Here is a 14,767-nt window from a genome sequence, read left to right as displayed (position 1 = left end):
TGCCGACGGTCCTGCCCTATATTCAAGACATGACGAGGTGCCGATGAAGTTGAAATTTATGATATTCGTGATGGCGCTTGCGGCGATGGGCCCCGCGCGCGACGCCCCCCCGCCGGATGGCGCCGCTGTCCGGGCACCGGACGGGGCGACGGCCGCGACGCAGCCGCGCGACACGGTGCCGCAACGCAACCCAGCCCGTCTGCCTCCGGTCGCGCAGCGCGTCGAGCCCGACCCGCTGCCGGACGCGTCCCCCCTGGACGACGGCTCTCCGCAGGTGCTGGACGCCGCCACGGTCGACCCGGACCAGTTCCTGTGGACGGCGCGCCCCGTGGTGATCTTTGCCGACACTGCGGACGACCCGGCCTTTGTCGACCAGGTGGCATCGCTGCGCCGTGACGGTCGGGCGCTGGCGTCGCGCGACGTGGTGCTTGTGCTCGACAGCGACCCGTCGGCCAACAGCGCGTGGCGACAGCAGCTACGTCCGCAGGGGTTCTCGCTGGTGCTGATCGACAAAGACGGACAGGTCAAGATTCGCCGCCCCGTCCCATGGGATGCCCGAGAGATTGGCCGCGCTATCGACCGTCTGCCCCTGCGCCGGCAGGAGATCGGGCGCGGCAGCGTGATGCGATAAGGTGCAGGGCCGCGAAACTTGTGGATTTGCGGCGCGTTCCCTATATCATGACCGATATCCGGCACGGTTGCCGGATCAGCAGGAGGGTTGATCATGGCCAATTCGCGTTCCGACCGCAGCCTGTCGCAACCGCGCGCGCCCAAGGCGTCCGCCCGACCCGACGCACCCGTGCTGCGCAGCGAAGCCAAGCCGAAACCGACCGCCGTCAGCCGTGCGAACGAAATCGTGCGCGCCATCGGATTGCGTCCCATCACCGGCCTCTCGGGTCCGAAGATCGGCTACTGACCTCGGTCGCCGACAGACGCTCGCGCATCTGCGCCAGTTCCTGCGGCAGGCGCGCACCGATCTGTGCCGCGGCCTGCGCCTCGTCCTCGTCCAGCATCGCCTCGACTGCCTCGGCGCCGCCGCGCAGGCATTCGGTCAGGACCCGCATTGCCTGCAGGCCGGTATCGCGGGTTTCCTCCATCAGCTCCAGATAATCGGCCATCATCTGCGCCGCACGCTTGCCGTCGCTGCGCGCGATCCGGCGCAGATCGGTGGCCAGCGCGCCCATGATCGACAGCAGCCGATAGTACAGCACGATCGGGTCGATGACCGGCGCGGGCAGGATGTGTATGTCGGAAATCACGGCCGCAAAGATGCGGTCGTTGGCCTGCTGCGGCAGGGTCGGCACGAAATCTCCCGACTCGATGCGCGACACCAGCAAGGCCGCGTCCTGCGGCGACGGCACCTGCTGCTCAAGGGCAAAGACATGCGCCCGGATCTCTGCCAGCAGGGCGCGCTGCAGGTCGGTCTCGCGCGCGCGGCGCAGCGTGGCGTCGCGGCGGCGGGTCTGGGACGCGACGACGATCCAACCGATGGCCACGAAAAGGCCAGTGACGACCGCTTGCTGCAGCTGCGGGCTGAGCCATTGGTCAAGCGGCGCCATGGGAACCCGTCCCGCGCCAAACGCGTCCTGTTTCGAAAGGAGCGATCATGCACCGATTCTGCCTGTCTACCGTCCTGGCCCTGTGGCCTGCCATGGCACCCGCCGACACCGCCCGCGGCCCCGCGCCGCTGCAGGCGGACACGCTTGCCGCGCTGCGTTGGCAGGCGCGCCCTGTCGTCGTCATTGGACCCGAGGCGCAGGTCGCACGGCAGATCGCCGACCTGCAGGCACACGCGGAGCAGTTGGCAGAACGCGATGTTGTCATCCTGACCGACGGATCCGGTGCAGACGCACTGCGCGATGGGCAAGGGTTCCAGGTTCTGCTGATCGGCAAGGATGGCGGGGTCAAGATGCGGTCGGCCACGCCCGTCGCGGCAGAGGACATCCTGTCCCTGATCGACAGCATGCCGATGCGCCAGCAGGAGATGCGATAGCGCCCGCGCATCATGCCACGCGCCCCCGTGTCAGCGACAGCGCCGCCAGACCTGCGGCGACATGACCCACAGCCGCCACGCCAAGCGCAGCCTGCCACGACGCATGACCGCCCAGCAGTGCCATCAATGCCGCGCCCCAGATGACCGCCGACAGCGGGATGGCCGCCGCCCAGAACCGCCACCCGCGCCAGCGTCCGGTGAAAACCCCGAAAACCAGCTGGAACAGCGCCAGCCCGACAATCGGCGGCAGCAGATAGGCCAGTGGCACCTGCGTGCCGAGCAAGGGCACGGTCTGCGCCGCCACCGCCGACAGGACGCCCGCCGCGCCCGCCAGCCCAAGTCCGGCCGACAGCAGATAGGCGGGCAGAGCGGGGATCATTCGAACTCCATGATCACGTCGTCGACCTTCAGGCTTTCGCCCGGCGCGGCATTGACGGATTTCACGATGCCCCGGCGTTCGGCGCGCAGGATGTTCTCCATCTTCATGGCCTCTACGGTGGCCAGCGCCTGACCCTCCTGAACCTCGTCCCCTTGGGCGACATTGATCGTCACGACCAGCCCGGGCATCGGGCACAGCAGGAACTTGGACGTGTCGGGCGGCAGCTTTTCGGGCATCAGCCGTGCCAGCTCCGCCGCACGGGGCCGACGCACATGCACGCGCAGGTCAGCCCCGCGCGCACGCAGGCGCAGCCCGGCGGCGATCTTGTCCACCTTCAGCACCAGCGGGCGTCCGTCCACCTCCAGCCGCGCCAGCGACTGGCCGGGGCGCCAATCGCCCTCGACCCGGATCGTGCGCCCCGCGATGGCGACATTTGCGCCATGGGCATCGGCGGTGATGCGGACGGGCCAGTCCTGCTTGTCCGCGAACACCACCCAATCGTCGCCCACATGGCGTTCGTGGTTGTTCAGGCGGCCGCTGATACGGGTGCGCCGGATCTCGGCCACGCGGTGCATGGCGGCGGCGGCGGCGGCGATGCGGTGCATCTCGTCCTCGGGCAGGGCCGCGCCGTGGAACCCGTCTGGATATTCCTCGGCGATGAAGGCGGTGGTGATGTCGCCCGCGACGAATTTCGGGTGATCCATCACCGCCGACAGGAAGGGCAGGTTGTGCCCGATCCCCTCGACCTCGAAGGCGTCCAGCGCCGTGCGCATCGCCTCGATCGCCTCGCCGCGGGTCGGTGCCCAGGTGCACAGCTTTGCGATCATCGGGTCATAGAACATGCTGATCTCGCCGCCCTCATAGACGCCGGTGTCGTTCCTGACCGCGGCCGCACCCGTGGGGGCGCCATGGGCCAGCCACTTGCCCCCGGTCAGCATCGGCCCCGCCGCCACCTCGACCGGCGGGCGGTAACGGGTCAGACGTCCGATGGAGGGCAGGAAACCGCGATAGGGGTCCTCGGCGTACAGCCGGCTCTCCATCGCCCACCCGGTGATCGTCAGGTCGGACTGCGCGAAGGGCAGCGGCTCTCCGGCCGCGACGCGGATCATCTGCTCGACCAGGTCGACGCCGGTGATCAGTTCGGTCACCGGGTGTTCCACCTGCAGGCGGGTGTTCATCTCCAGGAAATAGAAGTTGCGGCTTCCGTCGACGATGAATTCGACCGTGCCCGCGCTGGTATAGCCGACGGCCTTGGCCAGCGCCACGGCCTGCTGACCCATCGCGGCGCGGGTGGCCTCGTCCAGGAAGGGCGACGGCGCCTCCTCGATGACCTTCTGGTTGCGGCGCTGGATCGAGCATTCGCGTTCGTGCAGATAGACTGCGTTGCCGTGCTGATCGGCCAGGACCTGGATCTCGATGTGGCGCGGCTGCGTCACGAATTTCTCGATGAAGATCCGGTCGTCGCCAAAGCTGTTGGCGGCCTCGTTCCTGGAGGACTGGAAACCCTCGCGCGCCTCCTCGTCGGACCAGGCGATGCGCATGCCCTTGCCGCCGCCGCCCGCGCTGGCCTTGATCATCACCGGATAGCCGATCTGGGCACTGATGGCCGCGGCCTCGTCCGCGTCTGCGATCAGGCCCATGTGACCCGGAACCGTGCTGACCCCCGCGGCCTGCGCCAGCTTCTTCGATGTGATCTTGTCGCCCATCTGCTCGATCGCGCCGGATGGGGGGCCGATGAAGACGACGCCCTCGGCCTCCAGTGCCTCGGCGAACTTCATGTTCTCGGACAGGAAGCCGTATCCGGGATGGACGGCCTCGGCGCCGGTCTGGCGGATCGCGTCCATGATCTTGTCGATCACGATATAGGACTGGTTGGCGGGGGCCGGGCCGATATGGACGGCCTCGTCCGCCATGCGCACATGCAGCGCATTGCGGTCGGCGTCGGAATAGACGGCGACGGTGGCGATGCCCATCTTGCGGGCGGTCTTGATGACACGGCAGGCGATCTCGCCCCGGTTGGCGATCAGGATCTTCTTGAACATGGGCTTCCCCCCAGGACGGAACGTGAAAAAGCCGCCCGAAGCGCAGGGCTTCGGACGGCTTTGCAGACGGTCGGCGCGACGGGCGCGCCGATCAGCAGGTCACTGGCACAGACGGAAGTCGTTGCACAGCGCGCCAGCCGCGCCGCCGATGGCCGCGCCCTTGACGACATTGGTGCCGCCGACCGATGCGACGGTCGCGCCGACGCCGGCGCCGATGAGCGCGCGGTCAGTGTCGGTCGGGTTGATGCCTTGGGTGCAGCCGGCGATGGCCGTGGTGCCGACCAGGGCAGCGATGGCAAGGAATTTGGACATGGTGAAGATCCCGTGGGTTGGGCGGCAGCCGCGCCGGGCGCGGGCTGCCGATAGGGTGAGAGGTTGCCGCAGCGATCAGTAGCGACGCTGGCAGACACCGGCGTCGTCGCACAGCGCGCCGCCGACGGCACCGATCGCGGCGCCGGTTGCCAGGTCTTCGTCCAGGGCCTTCGCGATGACGGCACCGGCAACGGCACCGCCTGCGGCGCGCTGCGCGTCGGGCGAGATGCCGCCGCCCTGATAGCCGGGGGCGCAAGCCGAAAGACCGGCGGCAACCAGGGCCAGGCCGGCAACGCGAAGCGAGAAGAATTTGTGCATGATAAGAAACCTGTCGTAATGGGCCCGTCGGGGGCCGATGGGAGGTGGTAAGGGGTTATCGCATAGCTGATGCCTGCGTCAAACTGACATGCGTGTGACTTCAAGGGGTTCAGCATCAACCTGCGCATCAGTCGTCGTCGGCCTCGTCGTCGTCCCAGCCGTCCTGGTCGTCCCAGTCGAACTCCTGGGGCGCATCCTTGACGAACAGCTCGGGGAAGGCGGCCTCCGCCTCGGTCATGTCGACCTGCAGCAATTGGTCGTAATCGGCAGGGTCGAACTGGCCCACCGGCTTGACCTCGCGGCCGATCAGCCAGGACAGCCGACCGGCATCAAGATTGCCGCGGGGAAAGGGTTCGTCGCCGAAATGCGCGATCAGCGCCGAAAGAAAGCCCGCATCGGCGCGCTTGTCGGCGGGCCTGCGGTCCTTGAACCGTTCGCGGCGCGTGATGGGCGTGGCGCCCTTCTTGCGATTCTCGCGCCGGATGACAAATTGGAAATCAGTGCCGGGCAGACGCCCGGGAAAGCCGCGATGCTTCAGCATGGCAGGGCCCCTGTGCTGGGGCGCGCGGGCCGGATCGCTGCGCACGGGCAGGCTGGCCGCCCGCGCGCAATTGTCGGACGTCTCGTCTTAGCCGAATTTGCTGTTGTAGACAGGCTCGGTCGTGACGGGGTTGACCATGGGCGCGGCCGGGGCGGTCGGGACATAGACGTCGGCAGGCTGCTGGCGCTGGCACGCGGCGAAGGCGGAAACCAGCACGAGGCCGAGGATGATCTTTTTCGACATGGAAACATGCTCCTGTAGGGCGGGCGGTGTTGCGCCCGGCTGCTCGGGTTGTGGTCGGCTTGTTGATCTGCCGGCCTGCGCGGCATGATAGAGAAGCCCGCCGCGATCAGACAGGGACGCAGGAAGGCGGGCGCCAAAGCGCCGCCCCCCTGTGGCCCGGCTGCATCATTCACGACCTTGTGCATCGCGCGCCCGTCCCCGTCAGTCACAGCGGAATGTTGTCGTGCTTTTTCCACGGGTTCGTCAGCCGCTTGCCGCGCAGGCTGGCAAAGGCGCGGGCCACCCGGCGACGCGTCGACCGGGGCTGGATCACCTCGTCGATGAAGCCCTTTTCGGCGGCCACGAAGGGGTTGGCAAAGCGGTCCTCGTAATCCTTGGTGCGGGCGGCGATCTTGTCGGCATCGCCCAGTTCGCTGCGATACAGGATCTCGACCGCGCCCTTGGCGCCCATCACCGCGATCTCGGCTGTGGGCCAGGCATAGTTGAAATCGCCGCGCAGATGCTTCGACGCCATCACGTCATAGGCGCCGCCATAGGCCTTGCGGGTGATGACCGTGACCTTGGGCACCGTCGCCTCGCCATAGGCGAACAGCAGTTTCGCCCCATGCTTGATGACGCCGCCATATTCCTGGCCGGTCCCCGGCAGAAAGCCCGGAACGTCGACCAGCGTCAGGATCGGGATTTCGAACGCGTCGCAGAACCGCACGAAGCGCGCGGCCTTGCGCGAGCTGTCGATGTCCAGGCAACCGGCCAGCACCATCGGCTGGTTCGCGACGACCCCCACGGTCTGCCCCTCGATGCGGATGAAGCCGATGATGATGTTGCCCGCGAAATCCTTCTGGATCTCGTAGAAGTCGCCCTCGTCCGCGACCTTGGCGATCAGCTCCTTCATGTCATAGGGCTGGTTCGGGTTGTCGGGGATCAGCGTGTCCAGGCTGGGCTCGATCCGCGCCGGGTCGTCGAAGAAGGGCCGGGTCGGGGCCTTTTCGCGGTTGTTCAGCGGCAGGAAGTCGAACAGCCGGCGGATCTCCGACAGCGCCTCGACGTCGTCCTGGAACGCCCCGTCCGCGACGGAGGATTTCCGGGTATGTGTGGACGCACCGCCCAGCTGTTCGGCGGTCACGACCTCGTTCGTGACGGTCTTGACCACGTCGGGCCCGGTCACGAACATGTAGGACGTGTCGCGCACCATGAAGATGAAGTCGGTCATCGCGGGCGAATAGACCGCGCCACCTGCACAAGGGCCCATGATCACGCTGATCTGCGGCACGACGCCCGATGCCAGCACGTTGCGCTGGAACACATCGGCATAACCCGCAAGGCTGGCCACGCCCTCCTGGATGCGCGCGCCCCCCGAATCGTTCAGCCCGATCACCGGCGCGCCGTTCTGCATCGCCATGTCCATGATCTTGCAGATCTTCTGGGCATGGGTTTCCGACAGCGATCCGCCGAAGACGGTGAAGTCCTGAGAGAAGACATACACCATGCGGCCGTTAATGGTGCCCCATCCGGTCACCACCCCGTCGCCAGCCGGGCGGTCGTCCTGCATGCCGAAATCGGTGCTGCGATGGGCGACGAACATGTCGAACTCCTCGAAGCTGTCCTCGTCCAGCAGCAGGTCGATGCGTTCGCGGGCCGTCAGTTTGCCGCGGGCGTGCTGGGCGTCGACGCGCCGCTGGCCGCCGCCAAGCCGGGCCTGCTGTCGGCGTTCTTCCAACTGCTGCAGAATGTCCTTCATCGCGCCCTCCTGATCCGGTGTCCTAGGCTAGACTCCGATGCAGGTGGGGCAAAGACAATTCGGGGGAATTTGCAAAATACAGATGCGAGCTTTCATGCTAAGTGCATATGTGCAAACACATGCTGCGGCAGCCTCTTGACGCGGGCCGGGCAGGGGGGCAAGCCACGCATATGGGATTGCAGATCGACATCGCGGCCATCGTGGCCAATCACGCGGCGCTGGCCGCACTGGCCCCTGGCGCGCGTGCCGCTGCCGTGGTCAAGGCCGATGCCTATGGCCTGGGCGCCGACCGCGTCGCCCCGGCCCTCTATGCCGCCGGCGTGCGCGATTTCTTCGTGGCCTTGGCGCATGAGGGACGGGCGATCCGGCCGCTGCTGCCGCAGGACGCGCGCATCAACGTGCTGTCGGGGCACATGGAGGGCGCGGACCTGACCGGGCTGACCCCGGTCCTGAACAGCCCTGCGCAGTTCTTTCGTGATCGCGCCATGCGCCCCGGCCAGCCCTTCGCCATTCAGCTGGACACCGGGATGAACCGCCTTGGCATGGAGGCCGCCGAATGGGGCGCCATCCGGGACGAGGCGCTGGCCGCCGGACCGGCCTTCATCATGTCGCACCTGGCCTGCGCCGACGAGCCCGACCACCCCGCCAACGCGGCGCAGCTGTCCACGTTCCGCGCAATGACCGATGGCTGTGAAGTGCCGCGGTCGCTAGCCGCGACCGGGGGTATCCTGCTGGGACCGGATTATCACTTCGACATGGTGCGCCCCGGCGTGGGTCTGTATGGCGGGCTGCCCTTTGCGCAGGCCCGCGGCGTCGTCACGCTGTCGCTGCGCGTGATCCAGACCCGTGACGTGCGGAGGGGAGAGATGGTCGGCTATGGCGCCAGTTGGTACGCGCCGCGCGACTGTCGCATCGCCACCGTCGATGCGGGCTATGCCGACGGCATCCTGCGTTCGCTGTCGGGCAAGGGCGCGCAGCTGTTCGCCGGCGATGCGGCCTGTCCGGTCGTCGGGCGCGTGTCGATGGACCTGATCACGGTGGACGTCACCGATCTGGATGCGGTGCCCGGCCGGCTTGACCTGATCTGCGCGCATCAACCCATCGACCGCCTGGCCGACATCGCCGGCACCATCGGATACGAGGTGCTGACCTCGCTTGGGCTGCGCTATCAGCGGACCTATCTGTGACGCCCATCCGGGCGATCGGACGACCCGCCCTGCGCGCCACCCGGACCATCGGGGCGGTGGCGCTGTTCGCGATGCGGGGGCTGTCGGGGTTCGGGACACCCCGTGCAATCCTGCGCCAGGTGATGCAGATCGGCTGGCTGTCGCTGCCGGTCGTAGGGCTGACGGCGTTGTTCACCGGGGCGGCGCTGGCCCTGCAGATTCATTCGGGCGGAGAGCGGTTTCAGGCCGGCGACGTCGTCCCGGCCATCGTGGCCATCGGGATGGTTCGCGAACTGGGGCCCGTCCTGGGCGGCCTGATGGTCGCCGCCCGCGTCGCCAGCAGCATCGCCGCCGAGATCGGGACCATGCGCGTCACGGAACAGATCGACGCGTTGGTGACACTGTCGACCGACCCGGTCCGCTGGCTGGTCACGCCCCGGCTGTGGGCGGCGATCCTGTGCATGCCGGTGCTGGTGGCCACGGGCGACATCATCGGCATCATGGGCGGCTGGCTGGTGGGCACGACCTCGCTTGGGTTCAATTCGGCCAGCTACATCGCGAACAGCTGGGCGTATCTGGAGCCTTGGGACGTTACCTCTGGCTTGATCAAGGGGGCGGTCTTCGGGCTGGTCGTCGCGTTGTCGGGATGCTGGTTCGGCATGCGGTCGGGGCGCGGGGCGGCAGGCGTCGGACGGGCCACGACCAATGCGGTCGTCGCTGCCGCCGTCGGCATCCTGGCTGCGAACTTTGCGTTGACCGGGCTGTTCTTCGAATGATCCGGACCTGCGGCCTCAGCAAATCCTTTGGCGCCAAGCGGGTCCTCGACAGCGTCGATCTGACCGTCGCCACGGGCGAAAGCCTGTGCGTGATCGGCCAGTCCGGCACCGGCAAGTCGGTCCTGCTGAAATGTATCCTGGGGCTGGAGCGCCCCGATGCGGGGCAGGTGCTGTGGAACGGCCAGCCGCTGGACCGGGCACGCTTCATGGCGCGGTTCGGGATGCTGTTCCAGGGGGCGGCCCTGTTCGACAGCCTGTCGGTCTGGCAGAACGTCGCCTTCCGCCTGCGCCAGCGGATGGACGACCGCCGCGCCCGCGCTATCGCGCTGGACAAGCTGGCGCGCGTGGGGCTGGCTTCGGACATCGCCGACCTGATGCCCGCGCAGCTGTCGGGCGGCATGGCTAAGCGCGTCGGCCTGGCCCGCGCCATTGCCGACGACCCGGCGGTGATCTTCTTCGACGAACCGACTACCGGGTTGGACCCGATCCGCGCGCGGGCCATCGATGCGCTGATCCGCGGCATCGTGACCGAAACAGGGGCCACCGCGATCACCATCACGCATGACATGGCCAGCTGCCGGATCATCGGCGACCGTGTCGCGCTGTTGGCGGATGGTCGCATCGCGCATGACGGCCCGGTGGCGGACATGGACCGCGCGCCCGCCTTGGCCGGTTTTCTGGGCATCCCGTCTGCCGGGGTCAGTGATCATGCGCGATAAGGATGCAACTTTCGCACAGGCTTGGCCGTTCTGCCAAAAACGGGGGCAGTTGCGCCCCATTTACCACGAACATGAACTTGTGCGAATCCGACCGGCTTGCCACCATGGACCGACCAGATTGACCAGGAGAGACATTTGGGCCTGACCCCGACGCCACCCGTCACCGCGGCTTCCGCCGAAACCCTGCTTGAATTCCCCGACAACCGGCTGTTGATCGACCTGTGCGGTCCCAACGACCGCCATCTGGCCCGGATCGAGGAGGCACTTGGCGTCCATATCTTGCGTCGCGGCAACCAGATTGCCGTGGTCGGCGGCCCCGAGGCCCAGTCCGAGGCCGCGAACCTGCTTCGTGGCCTATATGCGCGGCTGGAACAGCACCGCCCCGTCGGCCCCGACGAGGTCGAGGCCGCATTGCGCATGGGGGTCGAACCCGCCGCCGACGTGACCCCGGCCGAACAGCTGGAGATGTTCGCGCAGGGCAACTACGAACTGCGAACCCGCAAGAAGTCGGTCGAGCCGCGCACGGATGCGCAGAAAGCGTATGTCCGGTCGCTGTTCCAGAACGAGCTGGCCTTTGGCATCGGGCCTGCGGGCACCGGCAAGACCTATCTGGCGGTGGCCGTGGGTGTGACGATGCTGATCGGCGGCCATGTCGACAAGATCATCCTTTCGCGCCCCGCCGTCGAGGCCGGGGAGCGGTTGGGCTTCCTGCCGGGCGACATGAAGGAGAAGGTCGATCCGTACATGCAGCCGCTCTACGACGCGCTGAACGACTTTCTTCCCGGAAAGCAGATGCAGAAGCTGATGGAGGAGAAGCGCATCGAGATCGCGCCCCTGGCCTTCATGCGCGGGCGCACCCTGGCGCGCGCCTTCGTCGTGCTGGACGAGGCTCAGAACGCCAGCAGCATGCAGATGAAGATGTTCCTGACCCGTCTTGGCGAAGGCTCGCGGATGGTCATCACCGGCGACCGCACCCAGATCGACCTGCCGCGCGGCATGATGTCGGGACTGATGGACGCCGAGCGCATCCTGAAGGACGTCAAGGGCATCAGCTTCAGCTATTTCACAGCCGATGACGTCGTGCGCCACCCGCTTGTCGCGCGCATCATCAAGGCGTATGAGGTCGAGGACAACGCCGCCCTTGCCCGCGGTGAAACAGAGGAGCCGCGCGGCCAGTACGTTCCCCGCCGCGCATTCAGAAACGATGCCTGACGAGATTTCCGTCGACTGCGTCATCGAGGATGACCGATGGCAGGCCGCCGGTCTTGAGGACCTGGCGGCCCTTGCTGTCACCGCCGCGCTGGACCACCACCGCTTGGGCGGGGAGGTGGTCGTCATGGGCTGCGACGACGCCCGCATCGCGGCGCTGAACGCCGATTTCCGCGGCAAGCCCCGGGCCACGAACGTGTTGTCATGGCCGTCGGTCGAGAATCTGCCGCATGATCCCGGTCAGGCGCCCGAGATGCCGGACGAGGAGGAACTGGGCGACATCGCGATCGCCTATGATACCTGCGCGGCCGAGGCCGAGGATCAGGGCAAGCCCTTCGACCATCACGTCCAGCACCTGCTGGTCCATGCGACCCTGCATCTGCTGGGTTACGACCATCTGAACGATCCCGATGCCGAACTGATGGAGGCGACCGAGCGCGCCATCCTGTCCCGGCTTGGCATTCCAGACCCTTACCAGGAGAAAGACCGATGAATTCCGAAAGCCGATTATCCGAGCCCGCTCCTCAGCCGGCCATCGAGGAGGTCACGGCGATCGCCGTCGACGGTGGCGCCACCGAGGAGAAGGAGGCCGGTAATGGCAAAGGATTTTTTGGCCGCGTGCTGTCGGCCCTGACAGGGTCCGAAAGCGGCGCGGACGACGATCATCAGGACCGCCATGTCGTGGGCACCCCCGGCTTGGTCAATCTGCGCCGCATGCGGGTCGATGACGTCGCCATTCCCAAGGTCGAGATCGTGGCCGCCCCCGCGAACCTGTCGTTAGAGGATCTGGTCGAGATGTTCCGTGAGCACGGGTTTTCACGGATGCCGGTCTTTCGCGGCACGCTGGACAGCCCGCTTGGCCTGATCCATCTAAAGGACCTGGCGCTGAAGCATGGGTTCGGTGCGGGGGGCAAGTTCACCATGCGCCCGATGCTTCGGCCGTTGCTGTACGTTCCGCCCTCGATGCCCATCGGGGTGCTGCTGCAGCAGATGCAGACCAAGCGCATCCACATGGCGCTGGTCATCGACGAATACGGGGGCGTCGACGGGTTGGTCACCATCGAAGACCTGATCGAACAGGTGATCGGCGAGATCGAGGATGAGCATGACGAGGTCGAGGGCGGCCTGTGGGTGCATGAGAAGACCGGCCAGTGGCTGATACAGGCCCGTGCCGCGCTGGACGATGTCGAGGCTGAGACTGGCCTGCGCCTGATCGGCGACGAGGACGAGGATATCGACACGCTTGGCGGTCTGATCTTCATGCTGGCGGGGCGCGTGCCGCTGCGTGGAGAGGTGATCGCCCATCCCTCGGGCGCCGAGTTCGAGGTCGTGGATGCCGATCCGCGTCGCCTGAAGCGGATCCGCCTGCGCATGCCCAGCATCAGCACGCCGTCCGATCGGAAAAGCGCCCAGTCCTGACGGGGCGGGGGGCGTACAGCCCCCGGTCCGTGTCGCGTCAGCTGGCCTCGAACCGGGCCAGCATCGCCTCATAGAACAAATCGCGCAACGGGTCCGTTTCCATCAGGATTTCGTGCTTGGCCCCCGGAATGGTCAGCAGCTCCGATTGCGGCCAGCGTGCGGCACGGTCCCGGATGGCCTGCGGCGACACGACCTTTTCGTCGCTGCCGACAGACACCAGCATCGGCATGTCGGGCGATGGAATGCGCGACAGGCGGGCGCATTCGTTCAGTGCCCTGCCAACCCAATCGAAGGTGGCGCCGCCGATGGTCAGGTCGGGCCAGGCCACGGCTTCGCGCACCAGCCGCGCCCATTCGTCACCGTTGCCGGTCAGCAGGTTGGCGTTGAAGCTTTCGTCCAGAGGATAGGTCGTCGCCGCCCCGCCGCTGCCCGGTGCCGTCAGGCCGCCACGCCCCACGCGTCCAGCCAAATAGGCGATGCCCAAGGCCACGCCCTGCTGCATCCGGCGAAGATTGATGCCCCACATGGGTGCGGAGAACACCGCGCTCTGCACGGCCATGCCGCCCTCCAGCGCGGCCAACCCGATGCAGCCGCCCATCGAATGCGCCAGCAGATGCCACGGACGGGGCAGGTCAAGCTGTTCCGCCGCCACGATCATCTCGACCACGTCGTGCTGGTAATCCGCGAAATCGCGGATATGGCCGGGGCGGGGATTGGGCTGCAGGCGGTCCGACATGCCCTGACCACGCCAGTCGATCGACAGGACGTCGTAACCCTCGGCCATCAGGCGATGGGCGACGGGGGCGTATTTCTCGACGTATTCGGTCCGCCCGGGGAACAGCAGCACGCTGCCGCGTGCCGCATCCGCGGGCCAATGCGCCATGCGCAGGCGGACCCCATCACCGGCCTGCGCCCAGAAGGCGCGGGCGGGCTGCGACCGGTCGTCCGGAAGCTGATGGAAGGGTGCCTGCTGCACGCGGGCGCTTAGGACAGCTTCTGGCCCAGCTGCATCGCGACGCCCATCGAGCCGTCGATCTTCAGCTTGCCCATCATGAAGGCGGTCGCGGGGTTCACGTCGCCGTTCAGGATGCCTTCGAATGTCTCGCGGCTTGCCGTCAGGGTCACCTCGGCATCCTCGTCGCCGGCGCGCACGCCGTCTTCGTCGATCATGATCGCGCCTTCGCCGGTGATGACGAACTTTGCGACAGAATCGAAGCTGTCGATCTTTTCGCCCAGCTTCTGGACGGCCTTGGTCACGACTTCGCTCATTTCACGTCTCCTGGTGCGCTTTGTCTGGCGCCCGACCTGCGGCCTGGGCTACACCAGACATATGAACGCGGTCCGCCTGAATTTCCACTCTGCCGTCACGGCATTGCGTCACAAAGTTCTGACGATTTTCGTGGTTATTGCAAGCGTGGTACCGATCGCGGCCGCGGGCCAGGGGCTGGACGACGCCTTCGCGCGCCTGGCCCAGCCCGAGGGCGAGGGCTGGCGCATCGCGGAAAGCGACATCCTGCGCGAATGGTCGCGGTCCGGGTCGCCGGCGATGGACCTGCTGCTGCAGCGGGGAGAGGCGGCGCTGGACATGGGGGACATCCCGTCGGCCATCGGTCATCTGACCGCGTTGACCGACCATGCCCCCGACTTTGCGGCAGGCTTCCAGACGCGGGCCGCGGCCTATGCGACGGCAGGCCAGTTCGGGCCCGCGCTGGCCGACCTGCGCCGCACGCTGGAGTTGGAGCCGCGCCATTTTGCGGCGCTGACCCAGCTGGGCGCCATGCTGGAGGAGATGGGCGACGACGCCCGCGCCCTGGCGGCCTATCGTGCCAGCCTGGCGATCCATCCCCACCAGCAGGAAGCCATCGATGGCCAGGCACGTCTGGAACACAAGCGCATCGGCACCGATATCTAA

General features: G+C 67.1%; 20 protein-coding genes. 10 read left to right on the top strand and 10 right to left on the bottom strand.

Going from position 1 to position 14,767, the window contains the following annotated elements; genetic code table 11:
• Nucleotides 1–43 precede the first annotated feature (43 nt).
• Complete coding sequence (locus LZ686_RS01150) at nt 44–631, top strand: DUF4174 domain-containing protein (protein ID WP_349546745.1); 588 nt, start codon at nt 44–46, stop codon at nt 629–631.
• A 93-nt stretch (nt 632–724) separates the two neighbouring features.
• Nucleotides 725–916 (top strand): hypothetical protein, encoded by a 192-nt coding sequence (locus LZ686_RS01145; RefSeq protein WP_045984253.1) that lies wholly within the window; start codon nt 725–727, stop codon nt 914–916.
• On the opposite strand, the gene LZ686_RS01140 is transcribed toward LZ686_RS01145, so the two are convergent.
• On the bottom strand, nt 882–1,559 hold the full coding sequence (locus LZ686_RS01140; protein WP_148912261.1) for a hypothetical protein: 678 nt from the start codon (nt 1,557–1,559) through the stop codon (nt 882–884). The two genes, LZ686_RS01145 and LZ686_RS01140, sit on opposite strands and share 35 nt — an antisense overlap.
• A gap of 47 nt (nt 1,560–1,606) precedes the next feature.
• On the opposite strand from LZ686_RS01140, the gene LZ686_RS01135 reads away from it, so the two are divergent.
• On the top strand, nt 1,607–1,993 hold the full coding sequence (locus LZ686_RS01135) for a DUF4174 domain-containing protein (protein ID WP_349546744.1): 387 nt from the start codon (nt 1,607–1,609) through the stop codon (nt 1,991–1,993).
• 10 nt (nt 1,994–2,003) lie between these two features.
• Here the strand turns inward: LZ686_RS01135 and LZ686_RS01130 are convergent, their stop codons facing one another.
• From LZ686_RS01130 to LZ686_RS01100, 7 genes are all read right to left on the bottom strand, one after another.
• Nucleotides 2,004–2,372, bottom strand: coding sequence for a hypothetical protein (locus LZ686_RS01130; RefSeq protein WP_349546743.1), 369 nt, complete (start codon nt 2,370–2,372; stop codon nt 2,004–2,006).
• Entirely contained in the window at nt 2,369–4,414 is a 2,046-nt protein-coding gene (locus LZ686_RS01125; protein WP_349546742.1) for an acetyl-CoA carboxylase biotin carboxylase subunit, read from the bottom strand. Before LZ686_RS01125 ends, LZ686_RS01130 begins: the two co-directional genes overlap by 4 nt.
• A 99-nt stretch (nt 4,415–4,513) precedes the next feature.
• Entirely contained in the window at nt 4,514–4,726 is a 213-nt protein-coding gene (locus LZ686_RS01120; protein ID WP_042246739.1) for a YMGG-like glycine zipper-containing protein, read from the bottom strand.
• Between the two features lie 75 nt (nt 4,727–4,801).
• Nucleotides 4,802–5,044 (bottom strand): hypothetical protein, encoded by a 243-nt coding sequence (locus tag LZ686_RS01115; RefSeq protein ID WP_349546741.1) that lies wholly within the window; start codon nt 5,042–5,044, stop codon nt 4,802–4,804.
• 127 nt (nt 5,045–5,171) lie between these two features.
• Complete coding sequence (locus LZ686_RS01110; protein ID WP_349546740.1) at nt 5,172–5,585, bottom strand: hypothetical protein; 414 nt, start codon at nt 5,583–5,585, stop codon at nt 5,172–5,174.
• A gap of 87 nt (nt 5,586–5,672) precedes the next feature.
• Nucleotides 5,673–5,828, bottom strand: a complete 156-nt coding sequence (locus tag LZ686_RS01105; RefSeq protein ID WP_157001723.1) for a hypothetical protein — start codon at nt 5,826–5,828, stop codon at nt 5,673–5,675.
• Nucleotides 5,829–6,033: 205 nt separating this feature from the next.
• Nucleotides 6,034–7,566: an acyl-CoA carboxylase subunit beta gene (locus LZ686_RS01100; RefSeq protein WP_349546739.1), complete on the bottom strand. Its 1,533-nt coding sequence runs from the start codon at nt 7,564–7,566 to the stop codon at nt 6,034–6,036.
• 170 nt (nt 7,567–7,736) lie between these two features.
• On the opposite strand from LZ686_RS01100, the gene alr reads away from it, so the two are divergent.
• The 6 genes from alr to LZ686_RS01070 all read left to right on the top strand — a co-directional run bounded on the left by alr (nt 7,737) and on the right by LZ686_RS01070 (nt 12,855).
• Nucleotides 7,737–8,753 (top strand): alanine racemase, encoded by a 1,017-nt coding sequence (alr, locus tag LZ686_RS01095; protein WP_349546738.1) that lies wholly within the window; start codon nt 7,737–7,739, stop codon nt 8,751–8,753.
• Nucleotides 8,750–9,508, top strand: coding sequence for an MlaE family ABC transporter permease (locus LZ686_RS01090; RefSeq protein WP_349546737.1), 759 nt, complete (start codon nt 8,750–8,752; stop codon nt 9,506–9,508). The genes alr and LZ686_RS01090 overlap by 4 nt, the downstream gene beginning before the upstream one ends.
• On the top strand, nt 9,505–10,227 hold the full coding sequence (locus LZ686_RS01085) for an ABC transporter ATP-binding protein (RefSeq protein ID WP_349546736.1): 723 nt from the start codon (nt 9,505–9,507) through the stop codon (nt 10,225–10,227). The genes LZ686_RS01090 and LZ686_RS01085 overlap by 4 nt, the downstream gene beginning before the upstream one ends.
• Before the next feature lie 135 nt (nt 10,228–10,362).
• Nucleotides 10,363–11,439, top strand: a complete 1,077-nt coding sequence (locus LZ686_RS01080; protein ID WP_349546735.1) for a PhoH family protein — start codon at nt 10,363–10,365, stop codon at nt 11,437–11,439.
• The gene (gene ybeY / locus LZ686_RS01075) at nt 11,432–11,929 is read left to right on the top strand and encodes an rRNA maturation RNase YbeY (RefSeq protein ID WP_349546734.1); all 498 of its coding nucleotides are present in this window, start codon (nt 11,432–11,434) and stop codon (nt 11,927–11,929) included. The genes LZ686_RS01080 and ybeY overlap by 8 nt, the downstream gene beginning before the upstream one ends.
• Nucleotides 11,926–12,855: a hemolysin family protein gene (locus tag LZ686_RS01070; protein ID WP_084693645.1), complete on the top strand. Its 930-nt coding sequence runs from the start codon at nt 11,926–11,928 to the stop codon at nt 12,853–12,855. Before ybeY ends, LZ686_RS01070 begins: the two co-directional genes overlap by 4 nt.
• A gap of 37 nt (nt 12,856–12,892) precedes the next feature.
• Here LZ686_RS01070 and LZ686_RS01065 read toward each other — a convergent pair whose 3' ends face one another.
• Nucleotides 12,893–13,831 carry an alpha/beta fold hydrolase gene (locus tag LZ686_RS01065; protein WP_295168470.1) on the bottom strand — a complete coding sequence of 313 codons (939 nt, stop codon included), beginning with the start codon at nt 13,829–13,831 and terminating at the stop codon, nt 12,893–12,895.
• An 8-nt stretch (nt 13,832–13,839) separates the two neighbouring features.
• Nucleotides 13,840–14,124, bottom strand: a complete 285-nt coding sequence (locus tag LZ686_RS01060; protein ID WP_042246766.1) for an SCP2 sterol-binding domain-containing protein — start codon at nt 14,122–14,124, stop codon at nt 13,840–13,842.
• A gap of 130 nt (nt 14,125–14,254) precedes the next feature.
• Between LZ686_RS01060 and LZ686_RS01055 the strand changes: the two genes are divergently transcribed.
• Nucleotides 14,255–14,767 (top strand): tetratricopeptide repeat protein, encoded by a 513-nt coding sequence (locus LZ686_RS01055; RefSeq protein ID WP_232303246.1) that lies wholly within the window; start codon nt 14,255–14,257, stop codon nt 14,765–14,767.

Origin of the sequence: Paracoccus sp. NFXS7, from assembly GCF_040148865.1 — a bacterium.
GTDB lineage: Bacteria > Pseudomonadota > Alphaproteobacteria > Rhodobacterales > Rhodobacteraceae > Paracoccus > Paracoccus marcusii.
The sequence above is the reverse complement of the archived record's forward strand: the minus strand, read 5'-3'. Positions and strand labels throughout refer to the sequence as shown.

What these genes read in the sequence shown, in the direction of transcription:
- LZ686_RS01150 (WP_349546745.1), top strand. Translation starts at nt 44, where the DNA reads ATGAAGTTGAAATTTATGATATTCGTGATGGCGCTTGCGGCGATGGGC.
- LZ686_RS01145 (WP_045984253.1), top strand. Translation starts at nt 725, where the DNA reads ATGGCCAATTCGCGTTCCGACCGCAGCCTGTCGCAACCGCGCGCGCCC.
- LZ686_RS01140 (WP_148912261.1), bottom strand. Translation starts at nt 1,559, where the DNA reads ATGGCGCCGCTTGACCAATGGCTCAGCCCGCAGCTGCAGCAAGCGGTC.
- LZ686_RS01135 (WP_349546744.1), top strand. Translation starts at nt 1,607, where the DNA reads ATGCACCGATTCTGCCTGTCTACCGTCCTGGCCCTGTGGCCTGCCATG.
- LZ686_RS01130 (WP_349546743.1), bottom strand. Translation starts at nt 2,372, where the DNA reads ATGATCCCCGCTCTGCCCGCCTATCTGCTGTCGGCCGGACTTGGGCTG.
- LZ686_RS01125 (WP_349546742.1), bottom strand. Translation starts at nt 4,414, where the DNA reads ATGTTCAAGAAGATCCTGATCGCCAACCGGGGCGAGATCGCCTGCCGT.
- LZ686_RS01120 (WP_042246739.1), bottom strand. Translation starts at nt 4,726, where the DNA reads ATGTCCAAATTCCTTGCCATCGCTGCCCTGGTCGGCACCACGGCCATC.
- LZ686_RS01115 (WP_349546741.1), bottom strand. Translation starts at nt 5,044, where the DNA reads ATGCACAAATTCTTCTCGCTTCGCGTTGCCGGCCTGGCCCTGGTTGCC.
- LZ686_RS01110 (WP_349546740.1), bottom strand. Translation starts at nt 5,585, where the DNA reads ATGCTGAAGCATCGCGGCTTTCCCGGGCGTCTGCCCGGCACTGATTTC.
- LZ686_RS01105 (WP_157001723.1), bottom strand. Translation starts at nt 5,828, where the DNA reads ATGTCGAAAAAGATCATCCTCGGCCTCGTGCTGGTTTCCGCCTTCGCC.
- LZ686_RS01100 (WP_349546739.1), bottom strand. Translation starts at nt 7,566, where the DNA reads ATGAAGGACATTCTGCAGCAGTTGGAAGAACGCCGACAGCAGGCCCGG.
- alr (WP_349546738.1), top strand. Translation starts at nt 7,737, where the DNA reads ATGGGATTGCAGATCGACATCGCGGCCATCGTGGCCAATCACGCGGCG.
- LZ686_RS01085 (WP_349546736.1), top strand. Translation starts at nt 9,505, where the DNA reads ATGATCCGGACCTGCGGCCTCAGCAAATCCTTTGGCGCCAAGCGGGTC.
- ybeY (WP_349546734.1), top strand. Translation starts at nt 11,432, where the DNA reads ATGCCTGACGAGATTTCCGTCGACTGCGTCATCGAGGATGACCGATGG.
- LZ686_RS01070 (WP_084693645.1), top strand. Translation starts at nt 11,926, where the DNA reads ATGAATTCCGAAAGCCGATTATCCGAGCCCGCTCCTCAGCCGGCCATC.
- LZ686_RS01060 (WP_042246766.1), bottom strand. Translation starts at nt 14,124, where the DNA reads ATGAGCGAAGTCGTGACCAAGGCCGTCCAGAAGCTGGGCGAAAAGATC.